The 19748-nt window shown below is 35.5% G+C and carries 19 protein-coding genes; 5 read left to right on the plus strand and 14 right to left on the minus strand.

Annotated features, from left to right (window positions below; translation table 11 throughout):
* Positions 1-28: 28 nt before the first annotated feature.
* Positions 29-1690 (plus strand): M4 family metallopeptidase, encoded by a 1662-nt coding sequence (locus tag PLX19_RS18010; RefSeq protein ID WP_272190130.1) that lies wholly within the window; start codon positions 29-31, stop codon positions 1688-1690.
* A 189-nt stretch (positions 1691-1879) separates the two neighbouring features.
* Here the strand turns inward: PLX19_RS18010 and PLX19_RS18015 are convergent, their stop codons facing one another.
* Both PLX19_RS18015 and PLX19_RS18020 read right to left on the minus strand, forming a co-directional pair.
* On the minus strand, positions 1880-2314 hold the full coding sequence (locus tag PLX19_RS18015; RefSeq protein ID WP_272190131.1) for an NUDIX hydrolase: 435 nt from the start codon (positions 2312-2314) through the stop codon (positions 1880-1882).
* 333 nt (positions 2315-2647) lie between these two features.
* Complete coding sequence (locus PLX19_RS18020; protein ID WP_272190132.1) at positions 2648-3658, minus strand: ketoacyl-ACP synthase III; 1011 nt, start codon at positions 3656-3658, stop codon at positions 2648-2650.
* Between the two features lie 139 nt (positions 3659-3797).
* Between PLX19_RS18020 and fabZ the strand changes: the two genes are divergently transcribed.
* Complete coding sequence (gene fabZ / locus PLX19_RS18025; RefSeq protein ID WP_272190133.1) at positions 3798-4235, plus strand: 3-hydroxyacyl-ACP dehydratase FabZ; 438 nt, start codon at positions 3798-3800, stop codon at positions 4233-4235.
* A gap of 351 nt (positions 4236-4586) precedes the next feature.
* On the opposite strand, the gene PLX19_RS18030 is transcribed toward fabZ, so the two are convergent.
* The 3 genes from PLX19_RS18030 to PLX19_RS18040 all read right to left on the minus strand — a co-directional run bounded on the left by PLX19_RS18030 (position 4587) and on the right by PLX19_RS18040 (position 6016).
* The gene (locus PLX19_RS18030) at positions 4587-4847 is read right to left on the minus strand and encodes a YuzF family protein (RefSeq protein WP_272190134.1); all 261 of its coding nucleotides are present in this window, start codon (positions 4845-4847) and stop codon (positions 4587-4589) included.
* A 140-nt stretch (positions 4848-4987) separates the two neighbouring features.
* On the minus strand, positions 4988-5653 hold the full coding sequence (gene bshB2 / locus PLX19_RS18035) for a bacillithiol biosynthesis deacetylase BshB2 (protein WP_272190135.1): 666 nt from the start codon (positions 5651-5653) through the stop codon (positions 4988-4990).
* Positions 5654-5665: 12 nt separating this feature from the next.
* A complete protein-coding gene (locus PLX19_RS18040; RefSeq protein ID WP_272190137.1) occupies positions 5666-6016 on the minus strand; it encodes a YojF family protein in 351 nt (116 codons plus the stop codon).
* A 268-nt stretch (positions 6017-6284) separates the two neighbouring features.
* Here PLX19_RS18040 and PLX19_RS18045 point away from each other — a divergent pair, with 268 nt between their 5' ends.
* The gene (locus PLX19_RS18045) at positions 6285-7610 is read left to right on the plus strand and encodes an ArsB/NhaD family transporter (protein WP_272190139.1); all 1326 of its coding nucleotides are present in this window, start codon (positions 6285-6287) and stop codon (positions 7608-7610) included.
* A 35-nt stretch (positions 7611-7645) separates the two neighbouring features.
* On the opposite strand, the gene PLX19_RS18050 is transcribed toward PLX19_RS18045, so the two are convergent.
* From PLX19_RS18050 to PLX19_RS18085, 8 genes are all read right to left on the minus strand, one after another.
* The gene (locus PLX19_RS18050) at positions 7646-7873 is read right to left on the minus strand and encodes a hypothetical protein (protein ID WP_272190140.1); all 228 of its coding nucleotides are present in this window, start codon (positions 7871-7873) and stop codon (positions 7646-7648) included.
* Positions 7874-7886: 13 nt separating this feature from the next.
* Complete coding sequence (gene ilvA / locus PLX19_RS18055) at positions 7887-9146, minus strand: threonine ammonia-lyase IlvA (protein ID WP_272190141.1); 1260 nt, start codon at positions 9144-9146, stop codon at positions 7887-7889.
* Positions 9147-9405: 259 nt separating this feature from the next.
* The gene (locus tag PLX19_RS18060; protein ID WP_272190142.1) at positions 9406-10107 is read right to left on the minus strand and encodes an MgtC/SapB family protein; all 702 of its coding nucleotides are present in this window, start codon (positions 10105-10107) and stop codon (positions 9406-9408) included.
* Positions 10108-10670: 563 nt separating this feature from the next.
* Positions 10671-11867: a multidrug effflux MFS transporter gene (locus tag PLX19_RS18065; protein ID WP_272190234.1), complete on the minus strand. Its 1197-nt coding sequence runs from the start codon at positions 11865-11867 to the stop codon at positions 10671-10673.
* 312 nt (positions 11868-12179) lie between these two features.
* On the minus strand, positions 12180-13631 hold the full coding sequence (locus PLX19_RS18070; protein ID WP_272190235.1) for a M36 family metallopeptidase: 1452 nt from the start codon (positions 13629-13631) through the stop codon (positions 12180-12182).
* Positions 13632-13981: 350 nt separating this feature from the next.
* Positions 13982-14488, minus strand: coding sequence for a GNAT family N-acetyltransferase (locus PLX19_RS18075; RefSeq protein WP_272190143.1), 507 nt, complete (start codon positions 14486-14488; stop codon positions 13982-13984).
* Between the two features lie 3 nt (positions 14489-14491).
* On the minus strand, positions 14492-15601 hold the full coding sequence (locus tag PLX19_RS18080) for a metallophosphoesterase (RefSeq protein ID WP_272190145.1): 1110 nt from the start codon (positions 15599-15601) through the stop codon (positions 14492-14494).
* A gap of 234 nt (positions 15602-15835) precedes the next feature.
* A complete protein-coding gene (locus tag PLX19_RS18085; protein WP_272190146.1) occupies positions 15836-16309 on the minus strand; it encodes a hypothetical protein in 474 nt (157 codons plus the stop codon).
* Positions 16310-16582: 273 nt separating this feature from the next.
* Here PLX19_RS18085 and PLX19_RS18090 point away from each other — a divergent pair, with 273 nt between their 5' ends.
* A complete protein-coding gene (locus tag PLX19_RS18090) occupies positions 16583-17101 on the plus strand; it encodes a GNAT family N-acetyltransferase (RefSeq protein WP_272190147.1) in 519 nt (172 codons plus the stop codon).
* Positions 17102-17243: 142 nt separating this feature from the next.
* Here PLX19_RS18090 and PLX19_RS18095 read toward each other — a convergent pair whose 3' ends face one another.
* Positions 17244-18152 carry a VanW family protein gene (locus PLX19_RS18095; protein ID WP_272190148.1) on the minus strand — a complete coding sequence of 303 codons (909 nt, stop codon included), beginning with the start codon at positions 18150-18152 and terminating at the stop codon, positions 17244-17246.
* 401 nt (positions 18153-18553) lie between these two features.
* Between PLX19_RS18095 and PLX19_RS18100 the strand changes: the two genes are divergently transcribed.
* Positions 18554-19633, plus strand: a complete 1080-nt coding sequence (locus tag PLX19_RS18100) for a DUF3900 domain-containing protein (RefSeq protein WP_272190149.1) — start codon at positions 18554-18556, stop codon at positions 19631-19633.
* Positions 19634-19748 lie beyond the last annotated feature (115 nt).

Here is a 19748-nt window from a genome sequence, read left to right on the forward strand (position 1 = left end):
TTTAAATTTTTGTTAGGGGGAAAGAATGATGAAGAAAAAGAGTCTAGCGTTTGTGTTAGCAACCGGAATGGCAGTGACAACGTTCGGGGGGACAAGCTCTGCCTTTGCAGATTCAAAGAATGTACTTTCCACAAAAAAATACAATGAGACTACTCAGTCTCCAGAGTTTGTATCAGGAAACCTAACAAGCGAATCAGGAAAGAAAGCAGAGTCTGTTGTATTTGATTATTTAAACTCTGCTAAAAAAGATTATAAACTAGGCGAAAAAGGTGCAGAAGAATCCTTTAAAGTACAAAAAATTGTAAAAGATCCTATTGGAGAAGCAACTGTTGTCCGCCTGCAGCAAATGTATGAAGGCGTACCGGTATGGGGATATACTCAAGTAGCTCATGTTGGAAAAGATGGTGTATTAAAGGTTGTATCAGGAACAGTTGCGCCTGATTTAGATAAAAAAGAGAAGCTGAAAAATAAAAATAAAATTGACGGAAAAGAAGCAATTGCTGCTGCGCAAAAAGACTTAGGAATGAATCCAAAATATGAAGTAGAGCCGGCGGCAGATTTATTTGTATATCAAAATGGTGAGGAAACAACATACGCATATGTTGTGAAATTAAATTTCTTAGATCCAGAGCCAGGAAACTATTATTATTTCATTGAAGCTGATAGCGGTAAAGTACTGAATAAATACAATACAATTCATAATGCTAATACTGAGAATACTGCACCGATTAAACCTGTAACAGGAACAAATAAAGTTGGAACAGGTAAAGGAGTATTAGGCGATACAAAATCTATTAATACAACATTATCCAGATCTAGCTATTATTTACAAGACAATACACACGGTGCAACCATTTACACATATGATGCAAAGAATCGTTCGACTCTTCCAGGAACTTTATGGGCTGATACAGATAACATCTTTAATGCTACCCGTGATGCGGCAGCGGTGGATGCACATTATTATGCAGGTGTAACATATGATTATTATAAGAAAACCTTTAACCGCAACTCTTATAACGATGCTGGCGCACAGTTAAAATCGACGGTTCATTATGGAAAAAATTATAACAATGCTTTTTGGAATGGATCACAAATGGTGTACGGTGATGGAGATGGATATACATTCATTCCATTTTCTGGAGGGATTGATGTTGTCGGACATGAGTTAACGCATGCCGTTACAGAATATAGTTCAAACCTTATTTATCAAAATGAATCTGGTGCATTAAATGAAGCATTTTCTGATATCTTTGGAACATTAATAGAATACTATGATAACCGTAACCCAGATTGGGAAGTTGGAGAAGATATTTATACACCTGGTACAGCTGGGGATGCACTTCGTTCGATGAGTGATCCAACAAAATATGATGATCCAGATCATTACTCTAAACGTTATACAGGTTCAAGTGATAATGGCGGCGTTCATACAAATAGCGGTATTATCAATAAAGCTGCGTACTTATTAGCAAATGGTGGTACACATTATGGTGTAACGGTAAATGGTATTGGCAAAGATAAAGTAGGTGCAATCTACTATCGTGCAAATACTGTATACTTAACTGAATCTGCAACTTTTAGTCAAGCGCGTGCTGGTTTAGTACAAGCAGCAGCTGATTTATATGGCGCAAACTCTGCAGAAGTGACAGCCGTGAAGCAGTCATATGATGCAGTTGGTGTGAAATAGGTTCCACTCTCCTTTATATAATGAAAGAGGCTGTCCTAAAAGTTTCACTTCTAGGACAGCCTCTTTCCTCTAATTACAAATCTAATGCTACCAAAATTCTCACTTAATAGAAAAAACACAAATACAATAAATATTTAATTACCACTATGTACACTACTCTTTTATTAACAATAGAACCTGTTCTTGATTTTATTTGGTACCTTCAAATGCATAAAAAGCCTGTATGTTATCCTTATCAAAATTTATTTTTAACATCTCAAATAAAGACGGCATCAATTTCTTTACGGCTTCACTATGTGCCCATCTAACTTCTACAATATCATTATCTGGATCATTAATGTTTATTTCTCCATCAATAATCTTTGCATGGAATGTAACAATTAAAGCATGATGACCTCTTTCTTCAAAAAACACTTCCCTAATAGAATGTAATTTATCTACAGCAATATTAAACCCTGTTTCCTCTTTTACTTCGCGAATTGCAGCCTCTTCTAAAGTCTCATCTCCTTCAACTGCCCCACCCGGCAGACTCCAATAATAAGAATCACCCTTTTTGTTTTTAACTATTAATATATGGTCATTATCATCATAAATTAAAGCTGAAACTACATTCACTCTTTTCAAAAACAACCCCTCCTTTGGAATTTTTTTCATAATAACAATTAAATTGATTATACTAGAAGCAAAATTTAAAATAAATACATCATTTATTCAAAGGAGGGGATTTTATTGAAGTTTAGAAAGCTTTTTCAAACGACATACCTGAGTTAGTAGATTTAATTCAACAACTAAGTAATCGAACTTCTGTGGAATACATAAAGGTTAGATTTTATAATATTGAAGCTACTTTTAAGAGGATTAAGTTCCTCTATGGTAGTGAATAAGAAAAGTAGTATGTCGATAAGAGCAGCCCTGTTCATCAAATCATTGGTTAGTTAAATAATGATTTGGTATACATCACAACGGTGTAGGAGTATTAATTTGTTCATCAAAATTTAATTCTAAAAGCTGTCCAGCGTGAACCAAACCAGATCCAAATCCGTACATAAGAACTCGATCTCCATTTCTGACTTTTCCCTCACGGATTCCAAGGTCAAGAGCTAAAGGAATTGTTGCAGCAGAAGTATTTCCAAAGTTAACTAAGCTATAAAGGGTTTTTTCCAATGGATATTCTAATTTTTCGCAAATCGGTTCTATTATCCGTAAGTTAGCACTATGAGGTATAAACCAATCAACCTGATCTAAACTCATTTGCGTTTTTTCTAAAATCTGTCTTATACTATCTGGAACATTCCTTACAACCCATCGAAAAACTTCTCTACCATTTTGTACAAGATATTGAGTATCGATTAATTCAATTCCATTGATCTTTTTTGATAGTCCAGGACGATATACATGTTGTGCTCCTCTCCCATCACTTCCTAGGTGGAATTCAATAAAGCTTTTTGATTGTTCATCCCTTTCAACTAATACCGCGCCAGCACCATCACCAAATAAAACACATGTACTTCTATCTTTATAATCTGTAATTTTTGAGATTGTGTCTGCTCCAATAACTAGCACCTTTTTGTGGAGCCCAGAAGAAATTAAACTGTTTGCTGTATGCAATGCATAAACAAACCCTGCACATGCTGCACTTAAATCTATGGCACCAGTTTGGGATATATTTAATTGGTCCTGTATTATACTGGAGACAGATGGGAATGGAAAATCTGGTGTGCTAGTTGCCACAATAATCATATCTACATCTTCGACTTTTTTATTATATCGGTACATTAAGTCCTTTACGGCAGATACACATAAATCACTAGTAAATTCATCAGGACGAGTTATTCTGCGTTCGTGAATTCCTGTTCTTTGAATAATCCACTCATTATTTGTTTCAACCATTTGCTCCAGCTCAAAATTTGTTAATTTCTTTTCAGGTACATAGGTACCAATAGCTGTAATTCTTGCTTTTGACCTCATTTATTTGTCCTCCTTTACTATTTTTACACTTGATATTATAATCTAATATTAGTATCACATACCAATTTGTGTCAATAATATAAAATGAAAATAATGTAAATTAAATAATTACTTGTGAAAGTATAAGGGAGAGGGATTCATGTTCAACACTCAACAAATTAAAGAGATTATTCCACATCGTTACCCATTTTTATTAGTTGATCGCATACTTGAAATAGAGGAAGGAAAACGCGCAGTCGGAATTAAAAATATTACTGCTAATGAAGCATTCTTTAATGGTCACTTTTCAGATTATCCAGTAATGCCGGGCGTTCTAATAATAGAAGCGTTGGCACAAGTAAGTGCAGTTATCATGTTAATGAAAGATGATAACCGAGGAAAAATTGGGTTGTTTGCTGGCATTGATCGTTGTCGTTTTAAGAAACAAGTCCACCCTGGAGATCAGTTACATTTAGAAGTAGAAATAACAAGAGTTCGTGGTTTAATTGCAAAAGCAAATGCTGTTGCTTTAGTAGATGGAGAAATCGCTTGTGAAGCAGAAGTAACATTCGCTCTTTACAACAATAAGAAAGCCTAAAGATTTATCCCGCTATTCGTGGGTAGTAATACTCCTACCTCAAAATTCAGCAAAAACACAGAAGTTAGGTAGGAGATAAACTGCCCGTAAAAGCCCAATTGGTGAGGGCTGATAATCAGTGGGGAATGAAGCCCCCCTCTGATTAAAGTTTCACCTTACTTATAATCTTCAACCTCTTTTTTATAGAAGTTACTCTTTTTCTATTAGACAAAAAATCACCTCTTAAGATTGTAATATCTCACGAGGTGATTTTTATCAAACTTTTTTATAAACCTACATTACAACTTAGCAGACTTCTTGGTTATTACCATCATTACTAATGTATAAAAGTTAAAGGTTCTTTCATCCACACTATCCTTCCGGCGTAATCCAAACAATTTGCTGCATCCGAATAAAGAACGGTGTATCTTCCTCTTCAATTACAATATGGTCTGGTTTAACAGCCCTTAACATCCCCTGCAAGCTACCGCGCATTGTGTCGACAACAACATTTTTCCCAACAATCATTTGTAACGTTTGCACAACATATGGATCCACGCTAGAAACTACTTCTCCGCTTAATTGATAACCATTTCGAAAATCTCCGTACACATCTTCGTATGAATAGTCCATTAATATCCCCCTCTTTCTACAATTCGCTTGTATTGTATGAAAGGAATTAACTCGATGTGCCTATTTACACAAAGAAACGAGATTCCATCATTACGGCCTCTAGTTCTATTTCACAGGCTAGAAGGTTTGTTACTTCTAACTCATGATTCCCATTTATACGTCCAAAATTGTTCACCTTGTAACCATTTTGTCGTTGCTGGATCTTGTTTTTTTAGCTTTTCTTCCATTTCTTCTAACATCGCTTCTGTTTGGGAACGATGTGCACGAAGCGCTGCTAATTTTTGCGGTAATACGTTACTTATATCATTAACTACATCTGGCTTTCCTAATACTTCCTCACGATTTTTCGTGATAGCCACCGCATGAATAACTGGACGCTCTTCTTTCGGCATACGTTCTACTGCACGAACAGCTGCGCGTCCAAATGCATTGTGATCTGGATGTACGCCGTGTTCAGGATAAAATGTGATGATTAAAGACGGATTCACATCACGAATTACTTCTTCAATTTTATCCGCTACAAATTCAACGTCTTCAAATTCTAACGTTTTATCATGGAAGCCAAGTAAACGTAAATCTTCAATTCTCATCGCTTGGCAAGCTTCTTCTAATTCTCGCTTACGAATACTTGGAATTGTTTCACGATTGGCAAATACGTTTTTCCCCATATTCCGTCCCATTTGACCAAGTGTCCCACAAGCATACGTAACAGGGACTCCATTATTTCGATATTGACGAATTGTTCCCCCCGCCGCAAATGATTCATCATCTGGATGCGGAAATACTACAAGTACGTGTCTTTCCATTATCTCCACTCCTTATGCAAATGGCGTTAAACTTAATTGCAGTGCAACTGCAAGACGCCCTTTTTCATCATGTCCTGCTAATAAAAGACGATTTTTTTCATCTTTTTCCCAATGTGTCACACCTTCTGCGTATACCCAGCCATGCTCCATTTTTAAACCTACACGATATGGATTCGTTCCTGTAATCTTGCCGCGTTCAAAGCGAATCACTGCATTACGGATAAATGCCCCAACTGTCATCGTTTTTTCATTTACATGTGAAGCATATGCACCATTTGTCGTCTCTAAATGAAGGTATACATCTTGATTTAGAAAATGTTCGATTTCACTTTGTACGACAGTAGTATCTGTAATTATTTCCATCGAATTTCACCTCTTTTAATCAGTTTACGAAAAAATAATGTAAATTGCTATCTCTTATAATAGAGGACAATGATTACTTTGCATATTTTTTTGCTTTTTATTTTTTATATTCAATACGATATGTGAAATTATTTATCTTTTTGATGTGTTCCGTATTTTCATTTCTTTCTGCATGTGAATTTGCTACAATAATATTTATGCAGAAGGGTGCATTTCGACATTTTTATACACTACTACGTATAGGATTCTTAAAAAGAAGGTGAACACATTGGATCATTCCGCACACGAAGTTGCAAACTGGCAATACTATTTTGCCATTGCTGTATTTTTAATCACATACGGCTTTATTATCTCTGAAAAAATTAACCGTGCTGTTATTGCTTTACTTGGCGCTGCTATTATGGTGATTATGGGAATAGTAGATTTACATACTGCTTTTTCTACACATATTCAATGGGAAACCATCACTCTATTAATCGGAATGATGATCCTCGTACATATCACAAGTCAATCTGGTGTCTTTGAATATGTGGCAATTAAAGCTGCTAAAGTTGCGGGCGGAAAGCCAATTCGCATTTTACTGCTTCTATCCCTCTTAACCGCAGTTGGTTCTGCATTTTTAGACAATGTAACAACGGTTTTATTAGTTGTACCTGTTACATTATCGATTACACGTATTTTGAAGGTACCTCCTGTTCCATTTTTAATTTCAGAAGTAATATTTTCTAATCTCGGCGGAACAGCGACGCTTATTGGTGACCCTCCAAACATTATGATTGGATCTGCAAATAAGCATCTTGATTTTAATGCATTTTTACTGAATTTAGCACCGATTGTTGCTATTATTTCTGCCGTTACGTTACTTATTTTATATATCATGTATCGTAACAAATTAAAAACAACAGACGAACAAATCCAGAAACTGATGTCTTTAAATGAAACTGATTATATTCGTGATCACAACCTACTCGTTAAGTCTTTATCCATTTTAGGACTAACAATATTTGGATTTATTTTCCATTCTGTTATTCATGTTGATGCTGCCGTTATCGCTCTACTTGGCGCTGTCCTTTTAATGCTAATCGGTGTAAAAGAGCACGAAATTGAAAATGTATTTGCACATATTGAATGGGTAACGATTTTCTTCTTTGCAGGTTTATTCGTTCTTGTCGGTGCACTTGTTGATATCGGACTTATTTCCTCCCTTGCAAAAAAAGTATTAGACGTAACAAATGGAGATATCGGCTATGCATCTATCTTAATTTTATGGGTATCCGGCGCTGCTTCTGCCACAATTGATAACATTCCGTTTGTCGCAACGATGATTCCGCTTATTCAAAACTTAGCAAGCGGACTTGGACTTGCAGCAGATTCCCCGCAAATTGAAGTATTATGGTGGGCATTATCACTTGGAGCTTGCTTAGGAGGAAATGGTACGCTAATTGGTGCTTCTGCCAACGTCGTTGTAGCAGGCATTGCTAAACGTGAAGGATGCGGTTTCTCGTACATGGATTTCTTAAAAATCGGGTTACCATTAACAATTGTTGCACTACTTTTATCACATGCATATATTTATTTACGTTATTTAATGTAAAAAGGTTTGCGGCATGAGCCGTAAACCTTTCTTTTTCACCAAAAGATACCGATAATTGCAAGACCACCTAAAATGATTCCGCCAACCTGTCCAACCATTGTTGGTGTCCATTCAATCCCCTTTTTCATTTGTACAACTGGCCTTTCATGCCGCATTTGCTGCACTTCTGATTGCAGTTGATGGATAGAACCATGCAACTCTTTTACAAGCTCCTTTAATTCTACTATTTCTTCTTCAGCTGATTTCCTTTTTTCTAAATTCATTTTCATGCTCCTTTTAAATCAATAGATTAAATAATGTTGGATTGTGATTGATTTCCATATAATGTATTCCTTGTTCTTCCATTCTTCTAATAAAAGGCTCATAATCTTCTTTTTTCTGCAGTTCAATTCCAACTAGTGCCGGACCATTATCTTTATTATTCTTCTTCGTATACTCAAAACGTGTAATATCATCATGTGGTCCGAGTACGTTATCTAGAAACTCACGTAACGCCCGAGGCCGCTGCGGGAAATTAATAATAAAATAATGCTTCAGTCCCTCATAAATTAATGCTCTTTCCTTTGTTTCTTGCATCCGATCGATATCATTATTGCCACCACTTACAATACAAACAACTGTCTTTCCGCGAATTTCATCTCGGTATAAATCAAGCGCTGCAATTGGCAGTGCACCAGATGGCTCTGCTACAATCGCATTTTTATTATAAAGCTCAAGTAATGTTGTACATACTTTTCCTTCCGGTACAGCAACAATATCATCTAGCACACGTTTACAAATTTCATATGTAAGATAACCAACTTGTTTAACCGCTGTCCCATCCACAAATGAGTCAATATGTGGAAGCGTGACAACCACTCCTTGCGCAAGCGCCTCTTTCATCGAAGCGGCACCTTCTGGTTCCACCCCAACAATTTTCGTTAAAGGACTAATCCCTTTTATGTATGTTCCTACTCCTGCTGCTAAGCCTCCTCCCCCAATTCCCATAAACATGTAATCAATCGTACAATCCGTATCATGTAAAATTTCTACACCAACCGTCCCTTGTCCTGCAATAACCCTTGGATCATCAAACGGATGAATAAATGTTAATCCAAATTCTTCACAATATTTGACAGCTTGCCCATATGAGCTGTCAAATGTATCTCCTTGCAAGATTACCTCTATGTAATCCCCTCCAAAAAAGCGTACTTGTGATACCTTTTGGTTTGGTGTGGTATTTGGCATAAAAATCTTTGCTGGAATTTGTAATTTATGACATGTATAAGCTACGCCCTGTGCATGATTACCAGCGCTTGCACAGACAACTCCTTTTTTCAAGTCTTCCATCGGTAAACTGCTAATACAGTTATAGGCACCTCGTATTTTGAAAGAACGAACAACTTGTAAGTCCTCTCGTTTTAAATATACGTTACATTGATATTTCTCTGATAAAATTGAATCGCGCTCTAAAGATGTATTTCGAATCACATCTTTTAACGTATTATATGCAACGAGAATATCCTCAATTTTGATCATTTCTTTCACATTTTTCATATCTTTAACCGCCTCACTGTATAATTTAAAAAGTTTTGCTTTCAATTATACAGAATAATCTAAATATTTAAAACGTCATTCAAATAAAAATGAATCAACATACACACTATGTTAATTCATCCTTACATGATGGCGTTTCCACTTTAACGTATTTCCGAAAGAAGCCTTCACCTTCAAGCGCGTGACGGGCAAGAGCCCAGTGGTGGGTAGTTGACTGTAATTGTTCTTTGACACGTACGAAATTTATACTTGTATCTTTTTAATCGCCCTCTTGCTCAAAAATAGCTTTCCATCCAGTAGCTGTAACGCCTACTTCTAATCTAAGACCATTCACTACTTTTTCAATAAGAATTGTTTTCTTAGTATTACAATGTAAAACTGCGTGAATCGTTACTTTTTTACCTTCTTCAATCTCTTCACTATATAATTCTCTTAACTCAATGTCTTCTGTATTTAACATTTGCATAAGTAACAACCTAATATGAACTTCATCTGTATTAGAGCATGTTGCGGATAATACATAACTCATTTTTTCTGGCATTTGATCAGTTGATTTCTTATTCATAAATAGTGCAACTGGACGAAGGAAAATATTAGCTATTAAAACGCCAAATGCCCCTAGTATAGCCACTTTTAGAAAACCTGCTCCAACAAGAGTTCCTACAGCTGCAGAACACCATAATGTTGCAGCTGTATTTAACCCTCGAATACTAAAGCCGTCGCGAATAATGACTCCCCCTCCTAAAAAGCCAATTCCACTAACAACTTGAGCTGCAATCCGGGTGGGACTCGATTCCCCTGTCACAATCACTGATAATAAAACGAACAAACATGCACCTAATGAAACCAAAGCATTTGTTCTTAACCCTGCCATACGATGAAGCCACTGACGCTCCGTCCCGATAAGGGCCCCAGCAAATATAGCTACAAGTATATGAAGTGCAATCTCTTGCAACGTCATTTTCTTCACCCCTATCTTCTAATAATCGACCTTTGCTCTCATAAGAATACCATAAAACATACTCCCATTTATTCTTCTATAAACAATTGTCTCACTTCTTCATCATAATCAAATAAATCCGCATAACGGCCACAATCAATTCATATATCCAATCGGTTCTCGGATTCCTCTACGTTATATTAAAAATTGGATTGTCATTCCCTTACCTGAATCAATAATCATATAATAACCAGTAATGTAATAATATCTCTTCAGCTAAACCGTTTTTTCTTGAACAAAATATATAGATATCTTTATCATTTTCTCCTTGTCACATCAAAGAATATCTCTCCCATTTACCGTTAATCGGTGAGAAAAGATCAGCATGCCTCTTTATTAATATGTGCTCACTTCCCGTATTTCCATCCATCTTTTCTCACCTTCAAACGTTATAAAAAACCCCCTCTCACAACAAAAGAGGGGTATACTTAAACGACTTATATAATTAATATAAAAGCTACCTAAAAACTGTGCCCCTTTAAAATGTAAACATTATCATGCATAATAATTTCAAATTAGAGTTTTTAATTTTTTGTTCGTTTCGTTAAAATGATAAAGCTAAGCATTGCACCGATATGACAACAAACAATTGTTATTCCCATTGGTACGGCAGTCTGCTCTCCTTGAATGCCGACTATAGGTGCTACTACAGCGCCAGAGATAAAAGGTAACAGTCCTAGTAAAGCCGCAGCGCTTCCCGCTGCCTTTTGCTGATTTTGCATCGCCAACGTAAACCCCGTCGTCCCAACAATCCCTACACTAGAAACAATCATAAAGAAGCAGATTAACACCCCTATTAAAGAAGGAGCCAGCAAAATAATCAAAAGAAGCATTGTGCCTCCGAATAAAGCTAAAAGAAGTCCCGTTACTAATAAAGTACGTTCTTTAATTTTCCCTGCCAAACGCCCTGTAACTTGTGAGGCAATGATTATCCCAAAACCGTTAATCGCAAAAAATAAACTATATAATTGCGGCGAAGCACCAAAAATATTTTGAATGACAAACGGTGATCCTGAAATATAGGCAAACATCGCTGCTGTAATAAATCCTTGAGAAAGTGCATACCCCATAAATACACGATCTTGTAATAAGCGTCTATAATGCGATAAGCTCTCTCCCCAACCACCTGCGGTTCTTTTTTCTTCGTGCAACGTTTCTGGCAATATAAATATAACACTTAATAACATAAATCCACTTAGTATACCTAACACAATGAATACCCAGTGCCAAGAAGCAAAACTTAAAATTTGTCCCCCAATAATAGGTGCGAAGATTGGTGCAGCTCCATTTACTAACATTAAAGCAGAAAAGAATTTCGTAAGCTCTGATCCCGTGTATAAATCTCTCACAATCGCACGTGAAAGTACAATCCCCGCTGAACCAGCTGCCCCTTGAATAAAACGTAATACAATAAGTGTCCAGACAGAGGGGGTTAGCGCACATAATAATGACGTAACTGCATAAATAACAAGACCAATTACAATTGGTTTTTTCCTTCCTTGACGGTCACTCCATGCACCGACCAACAATTGTCCTAACGCAATTCCTAACAAACATGCCGTTAAACTTAACTGTGTAAGTGCACTTGTCGCATGCAAATCGTCTGTTAAAGCTGGAAAAGCTGGAAGATACATATCAATAGAAAGCGGTCCAATCGCAGATAAACTTCCGAGAATGATTGCTAAAATAATTCGCTTATCCTTAGCGACTTGTACTTTCATTTGTAATTCTGTTTGCAATTATTTAACCTCCTTTTTTCTCCTGCACAAGTGTGCAGAATGAAACAAACTCCCAATACTAGAAGCTTCATTTTATGTTCCAAATTATGTTTATCCTTTTCACTTGCATCACTTCACAAGAATATAGAATAACAAATTAGATGTAATCATTTTAGTTACAATTATACTTATTGTCAATAAATTCACCCGATATTTTTCCAATTTAAGCATATATAACAGGATATCAACAAATGTCGATATCCTGTTACCTTCTATATTTCTAGATCTATTCCCTTTAAATTCACTATTTTACAACTAGTTTGTACTGATGCCTCGCGCCGTCCAAATACGATCAATTTCTGCACCGTGCTGTCCTCCATATAGGAGGGCATCCGCTTGCTTAATCGCTTTAGCACCGTCACGGAAAGTAGCGTTAGGAGTAAGAGACCAATGCGATTGTAAAATAATTTTTGTCGCAATATCTCGGCCAAAAGCTTGCGCCATGTCATACTCACCTTGTGACCAAATTTCACCGTCCGCATGAACTTCATTCACTATATCTTTCGGATACACTTTGTTATTATCTAATCTACGAAGGCAAGTTGGATTCGTATTGGAATAAAAAGTTGAATCCCATTCTCCAATACAAGCTTTTCCATAACCTGTATCTGATACAGCATCTTCATATGTAGCTCCTAAGAAATCTCCAAACCCTTCTCCCATAGCTCCGCCTTCCGAAGAGTTCCCAAATCCAGCAACTTGATTATCTTGTATAGAATGGCCATATTCATGGGCAATCACCCCTGCATCTTCCGCATCATCAACTCCGCCAGAACCAAATGTCAGCGCCTTAGTTGAAGGCGAATAAAAAGAATTATCTGCTGTAGATGTATTCACATTTGCTTTAATAGAACGGTTGTTAATATTATTAAACCCAAGTTGTTGTATATATCGCTGCAAAGTATCGATGTGATAATATGCCATAACATCTTCAAATCTATCATTTGAACGTGTGTAGTTATATTGAAGAGAAGCAGAATACGTTTTTACTTTCGACGCAATCGTCACATAATCTCCAACCAAATATCCTGACCCATTGAGACCTTTTAAAGTGACCGTTTTCAATTGGTTATTCAACGCAGTAGAATCTGAGTCTTTATTATCAGTCAATCCGGCTAAGTTTCCACTCGTTGCTACAGGGTTTGGAAGAAACACCTTCCCTTGTCCTTCTGCTTTTCGGTTTAAATCTTTTTTCTTAAGTAATTTCCCATTTTCTGCATCAATAAATGTTTCCCAAGCACCAAATGGTTTTTGAGAATGAATGACAACCCGATACACGGGAATTGCCACACCTTCTTCTATTATATATCCAAATTCACGCGTAGTTGGAGCCCATAAAGTCGCATCATCAGCTTCTAGATACTGAGTAGATTTACCTTCCGCTTCCTTTTCACTTAGCTTTTGCTTAATTTCCTTCACGCTCTGTACAGGAAGGTAATCCGAAACTGCCAACACACCTTGTCCTCCTTTATTGAGCGTTACGGTTACTTGTCTAGAGAATACAGGAAATCCATTAACTGCTTGTTGAAATCTAACATAAGATGCCACCTCTGTATCTGTCGTAGAAACATATTGTAAATCTGATATATCCGACTTCAAAGAGTACTGCGCTGCATTCCCTTTTAAATATTCGGTTGCCTGTTCTTGTAGTGAGACATTTTGCACTTTTCCTTGTATCTCTTCTACCGCTGAAACAGTATGAATCATACCAAAAATCAATGGAATTACGGTAGCAACTGTGACAACTTTTTTCAACAAAACTATCACTCTCCTACTCTAGAATTGTTTCGAATGTACGAGTAATTCTAGGGTAGGTAAAATTTCACCTTTCTAATTTTTATAAATCTGACAAATGAAAGATTTTCTCAATATTTTTCTTAAAAAAAGAAATATTTTATAAAAACATAAATACCCTATCTTAGAACCTTGCTAACAAAATTCTAAAATAGGGCTGCTAATAGATTATTATAAAATGTTAATTTATCATGTCATTTTTAAGTAATTTCACACAAAATAAAGATCATCATAGTCGCTTACATTTTGCATTCAAAAATTCACTAAATCATTTTATAATAAAACACCGTTGCATGTAATTCTCCATTTGCCGACCTAGCATAGTGGGGAATTTTCCCCGCTTCTACAAACCCTAATGATATATAGAGTTGATTCGAAGGATCCCCTTCTCTAGTATCTAATGTTAAAAGCGATTTATTTTCTTGTATCGCTCTTTTTTCTGCTTTTTGCATAAGTGCACGTCCAATTCCATTACGTCTGAATTTCGGATGAGTCATTAGTTTTCCAATTTCAACTCGATGCCTCCCGTTTTGCTTCGTACTTAAATGCAATTGTACACTGCCCGCTATTTCATTATTTATCTTTGCTATGAATAGTATAACTTCAGAACTTAACACGGATTTCCAGTACTTTATCGCTTCTTCTTGTGTCATTGGTGGTAAAAAACCTATCGATGCCCCGTCATCTACTACTACTCTCAAAAGTTCCGCAAGCTTTTCAATATCTTTATCTATTATTTTCACTTCTTCTATTTCCAGTTGAGAAACCAATTGTCACACCTCCATTTCACTAGCTAAGATACCTTTAGCTACCCAACCAACTACACCATCTCTTTTTATCAAATCATATCCTGTGCAGCTGTCATCAATTATAGAGACAGTATCCCCTTTATTTACACCTATTTGCGCACAAGAAACATCCGTTTTAGCATAAGAACTTCCCGCTTCATTTTGATGTATATATTCGTTTTTAACGTTAAGTAATTGTTTTGCTTCAAGCTGCTCACATAAAGTAAAATGCTTACCTTTTTTAACTGGTATAATCTCATATCGTGGATATGTAATCAAACCGCTCATCATAGGTTCCGCACAAAAGTCCTCTAACACCTTATATTTTGGAAAATGATCAACATATGTATGTGAAAATGTATCTTCACTAGATGACTTATGAATAATAAATGCATTTAATTGACCCGTCTCTTTAATCGCATTTCCACCGTCAATTGAAATTATTTTTTTTGTATGTTCAATAATTGGATTATCTGATGGTAATTCTGAAGAATAATTAACAACTGGCCAGTGTCCAACGATTACATATTTTTTTGCACGATGTGACTTATGTAAAAATGCCGGCAATGTAATGGCAGTATCTCGATTTGTATCTTTCCAATTCTCTATTTCATCTAATCCTGCATGAACAAAAATGTAATCGTCCGTTTCAATTGCAGTAGGTAATTCTGTAAGCCACTTTATTTCTTTTGAAAATTGATTTTCCAGTATCTCCTTTATCTCTCTGATGTTTGTATCTTCACTCACAAAATAGCCTATATGCTCCAACCATTCATTCAATATAGAGTGCTGCTTTGTACATAAATAGTTTATTAAATGTGGATTTTCATTTAAAAGTTCTTCAACTACAGTATCGCAATTCCCTTCTATAACGTGAACATTTGGATTCTTAAATGAGAGTTCCATTACGTAGTTTACAACACCTTTACTGTTACTCCCCTTCTCACAAAGGTCACCATTAATGATTAAATAATCTTCTTTACTAAATTTAACCTTTTCTAATAGCGCTTTGAAAAGTTCTAATTCCCCATGAATATCGGAAATAACAATAATTCTTACGTTATTTGGGATTGATAGTTCCTTTATTTTCTCCAATGATAAGACCCCTTTTTCTGTCTAAAATCCCTAAATTATTTACATTTCGGAATTTGATATTTCACAAAAAATTCGACAAAGTCTTTCATTATACCTCTTTTTTATGACTATTCAGCTCTTTAATAGGAGAAAAAATACCCCGCTTCCATAAATCAGCACATTTTAATCAGAAAAAATACAAATCATACTAATAAAATTTCTTTATTCCTTATCAATCATTCACTTCTCTATAGTCTATATATATTCCTTATATGAAAGTGAATTAATAATCCAAGTTTTAATATCCCCATACACTAACATCTCGTGCTTAGCCTGTAATAAAAACAGATTCGTATGTTCAACATCAGAAAAAATACAAAATTCACGATCTTTCAATGTTTTCATATTTATTTTGTTGTTAGCGATTGAAAAGTCAATGAACTTTAAAACAGAAACTACTTTTTCTCCAGAAAAAACATTTTTGTTAATTTCTTCTTCGGATAATCCAGCTATCTCAAAATTCAAATCAATATAATGATTTAATTTTGTTAGACAAGAATTTATCGCATAGTATCTAATTTCCCTCTCGCTGTTTTTTTGATTATTTTTTATAAGCGAATTTATATGTAAGGAATTCTTTAAAACAGATTTTGTTTCTGCTATATATGATTTCAATCTACTTATTTTTTTCCCCTCTAATGTTTTCATTTTTATTTGTTGGTAGTCCATTATGTTTCACTCCTTGTTTGTTGAATTAACATTGTTTTATATATATTAATTGATATTATGAAAAGAATACAGAAAAATAATTTGGAAATGGATTATTAATTAGTATATTTTATATCGATTTTCATTTCTCAACATATGAATCTCTTCTATGAAAATGAATACCTAATTAAATTATCTCAGTTAAGTAGAAACAGCTATTACTTCAAAACCCATATTATAAATAACAAAAACTGTGTTAACATTATAAATATTCTATATTAAAGGAGCATGCAAATGAATGTTTCACTAGTAAAACCTACACTGGAACTACAAAATGAATATTTAAATTTCTATCAGGAATGGAAAGATAGCGGCGAAAATATGGTACCATGGATCATTAGTAAAGACCCATCAGATTTTCATGGAATGATTCAGTTTCTAATAGACTCAGAGAAAGGTGAAAATCTTCCTAAAGGTTGGGTACCTGATTCTACTTATTGGTTAATTACAGAACAAAATAAAGTCGTTGGCGCTGTAAATATACGCCACCAATTAACAGATAAATTATTACATTGCGGCGGGCATATCGGTTATGGCATCCGCCCTTCTGAAAGACAAAAAGGGTACGCTACTATTTTATTACATTTAGCATTGGAAAAAACGAAAGAACTAGGTATCAAAAAAGCGCTTCTTGTTTGTGACGAGAGTAATATCGGTTCAGAAAAAACAATTATCAAAAATGGCGGTATACCTGATTCAAATTATATTGAAGAAGATGGTAATGTCGTAAAAAGATATTGGATTGCATTATAACGTATGAAGTAAAGATACATTTAATTGGCAATACAAAAAGGCGCTTTCATAAGTAGCACCTTTTTGTATACATCTATTTACTTCAATTCACATCTTTTCAGAAGTTTTCTAAAAAGAGCGCAATACCTACACCTATAACAACCTATACAGCACGTACCTCTGCGACTAATTTCTGACCATCTAAGTACATTACAAGCTTTATTGGGTTATCACTTGCGTTTTCAAATACTAAATCTAAATATGGATATGCAATCGTTGCATCTCTGCCTTTAGGTACATAACCTACTTCTTTTGAATGTGTTGATCTCTCCACCATTTTTAATCCAGCTTGATCTGCAGCATTAAACAATGTGGAAGAAGTTTGACATACCCCTCCGCCATATCCATCTACTAATTTACCATCTACAATCTCTTTCCCTAATTGATAGCCCTTGTCAGGTGTTGTATCTCCTACTAAAGCGTTAAAGGAAAATCTATCTCCCTTACCTAATACAACTCCATTGACAGTGCCTGCAGACAAACGGATATTTTCTATTCTACCACCAGTAGAGCCACCCAAATTCGTTTCAAATCTCCCTACGACTGTTCCATTTCCTTTTCCAGCTTCTGCTGTAGCAACAGGCTTTTTCTCTACAATTGGCAACTGATAAGTAGAATCCCACATTCCAACATTCATTAACTTATCTACTAACTCTTTTTCCATTAATTCGTAAGCAGGTTTTCCTTCTACCCACGTACCATCACTCTTCATACGAGAAGGAACCATCTTTGTATCTACACTCTTTGCAACTTCGCTAACTACCTTAGAGACTTCTTTTTTAAAGGTCTTTTCATCTTCAAAATAACCTAAACTTGCTAAATCTATCTTTTTTACTTCTTTCCCAGTTCTGCCATCTACTAAACTAATACTTTTATTTACCTCTGCTTTCGCTTCTACAGCATGTTCACCAACGCCACTCACTAATGCAACTTCATTAGCTTTCGTTCCGCACCCACTAACTACACCTAAGCAGAATGTTCCTACGACTAAAATTCGAACCCTACGCAACAAATTACTCTCTCCTTCTATTCTCTATCTTTTTTTTCTAGTTTCAACAATTCTATGTATGTATAATTACATTACTTTTTAAAATAAATTTTATGTATTACTGTCTTATTTATACCATATCTTAAGTTACTCTTTTCCTTCATAAAAGTCTACACATATTTCATGTAAAAATTTTATCGTCTTACCCATCCAGTATATACCAAAAAATACACTGTGACAATTTTTATACACTCGATATTTTATTATACCAATATTACTTAAAAATGTAATACATAATGACTCTTTTTAAGATAAATAAGTGTCCCCCATCCGCACGAATGAAAACACCATTGTTATTAAATTGACGAATGTTTTCTCCATCTCTATACTGAAAAGAGTTAACGAAATGAAACAAGGTGATAATCATGGATTTTGAAATAAATTTCCTATCCTTTTACGTCGTACAAGTAGACGGACAAGGTGAACAAGCAGACAAACGTTATAAACATTTTCAAACGTTAGATGCAGAAGAATACGAAGACAGTCCATTAAAAGACTTTCTAGACGGAGAATTATTAAAAATTTCGAAGCGAAAAGTAGACCGTCATCCTAAAAGCGAACAAGTTCCGACAAAAATCGGTTGCTTCATTGTTGAAGTTGGCCATGAATTAGATTCAAACCCGAACTACAACCTATTTAACCGCATTCGCTTTGCAGAAACGAAAGAAACCTTTAAGGATACAAACGAACCGCTCGTCTATACCTATATTGATACAAGCGCTGTACGCGGCGGTGTATTTCTCGTTGTTCAGGCAAAGCTTCGCAAATACTTTGACGATCCGTTCGTCTTTGTAATGAAATGTGACTTCGAACCAAAAGTTGCTTCTATTTCTGATGAAGCAACACTAATTCGAAATGTTGAAATGGCCATTACAACGAAAAATATGAAGTCGATTCAATATCCATACATGCCAGAAGAAGGCATCGTGGAGCACGGCGAACTAAAAATCCATCAAGCATCACACGCCCGCTACTTCGAAGACTTCTTAAAATTCGTAGAATACGAGCGTTCCATGCCAGAAATTATGAAAACACAAGTTATGGGCATGGTATACGACCAAATTGAAGACGTCTTTGAAGAAGGTACAGAAGAACGTGAACAATTCGACCAAGCGATGGAAGTGTGGGCTGCAAGTCCTAAACGTGAAATTATGGAGCATTTCACAACAGAAGAAGTTATGGAAGCTACGGCACAAATTGTGGAGCATACCCCTGAGATAGAATTAAAACTAAAGGCAGACCACATTTCTGTGAAGGCATTGCTTGCGGATTTTGGTGAACAAGTTCATATTGCGAAGGTTAATGATAAATATGTACTGATGATTGAAGCGGACACGCTTACGTTTGAAAAAGGGTTTTCCCCTATTGAATTTTTGAAGCCCGATGATTTACATGAAGTAGTCGATAGAATTATAAAAAAGGAATCAACCCCCTATCAGGACTAGCTTTGTTGGTGTAGGCGTGACGAAAAAATATTTGAGATAACTATTGTGTTTCCACAGATGTGACCACGTTTGTGACCACAAATCACTAAAATTTAGGGTTCTAACATTGAAAAAG

It is taken from the genome of Bacillus sp. BP-3 (assembly GCF_028401955.1).
In the GTDB taxonomy this organism is placed as follows: domain Bacteria; phylum Bacillota; class Bacilli; order Bacillales; family Bacillaceae_G; genus Bacillus_A.

Bases quoted from the DNA above. Each gene is read 5' to 3' on its own strand.
- PLX19_RS18090 (WP_272190147.1), top strand. From the start codon at position 16,583: ATGAATGTTTCACTAGTAAAACCTACACTGGAACTACAAAATGAATAT.
- PLX19_RS18065 (WP_272190234.1), bottom strand. From the start codon at position 11,867: ATGAAAGTACAAGTCGCTAAGGATAAGCGAATTATTTTAGCAATCATT.
- PLX19_RS18040 (WP_272190137.1), bottom strand. From the start codon at position 6,016: ATGGAAATAATTACAGATACTACTGTCGTACAAAGTGAAATCGAACAT.
- bshB2 (WP_272190135.1), bottom strand. From the start codon at position 5,653: ATGGAAAGACACGTACTTGTAGTATTTCCGCATCCAGATGATGAATCA.
- PLX19_RS18030 (WP_272190134.1), bottom strand. From the start codon at position 4,847: ATGGACTATTCATACGAAGATGTGTACGGAGATTTTCGAAATGGTTAT.
- fabZ (WP_272190133.1), top strand. From the start codon at position 3,798: ATGTTCAACACTCAACAAATTAAAGAGATTATTCCACATCGTTACCCA.
- PLX19_RS18070 (WP_272190235.1), bottom strand. From the start codon at position 13,631: ATGATTCATACTGTTTCAGCGGTAGAAGAGATACAAGGAAAAGTGCAA.
- PLX19_RS18060 (WP_272190142.1), bottom strand. From the start codon at position 10,107: ATGACGTTGCAAGAGATTGCACTTCATATACTTGTAGCTATATTTGCT.
- PLX19_RS18020 (WP_272190132.1), bottom strand. From the start codon at position 3,658: ATGAGGTCAAAAGCAAGAATTACAGCTATTGGTACCTATGTACCTGAA.
- ilvA (WP_272190141.1), bottom strand. From the start codon at position 9,146: ATGAAAAATGTGAAAGAAATGATCAAAATTGAGGATATTCTCGTTGCA.
- PLX19_RS18100 (WP_272190149.1), top strand. From the start codon at position 18,554: ATGGATTTTGAAATAAATTTCCTATCCTTTTACGTCGTACAAGTAGAC.
- PLX19_RS18010 (WP_272190130.1), top strand. From the start codon at position 29: ATGAAGAAAAAGAGTCTAGCGTTTGTGTTAGCAACCGGAATGGCAGTG.
- PLX19_RS18085 (WP_272190146.1), bottom strand. From the start codon at position 16,309: ATGGACTACCAACAAATAAAAATGAAAACATTAGAGGGGAAAAAAATA.
- PLX19_RS18050 (WP_272190140.1), bottom strand. From the start codon at position 7,873: ATGAATTTAGAAAAAAGGAAATCAGCTGAAGAAGAAATAGTAGAATTA.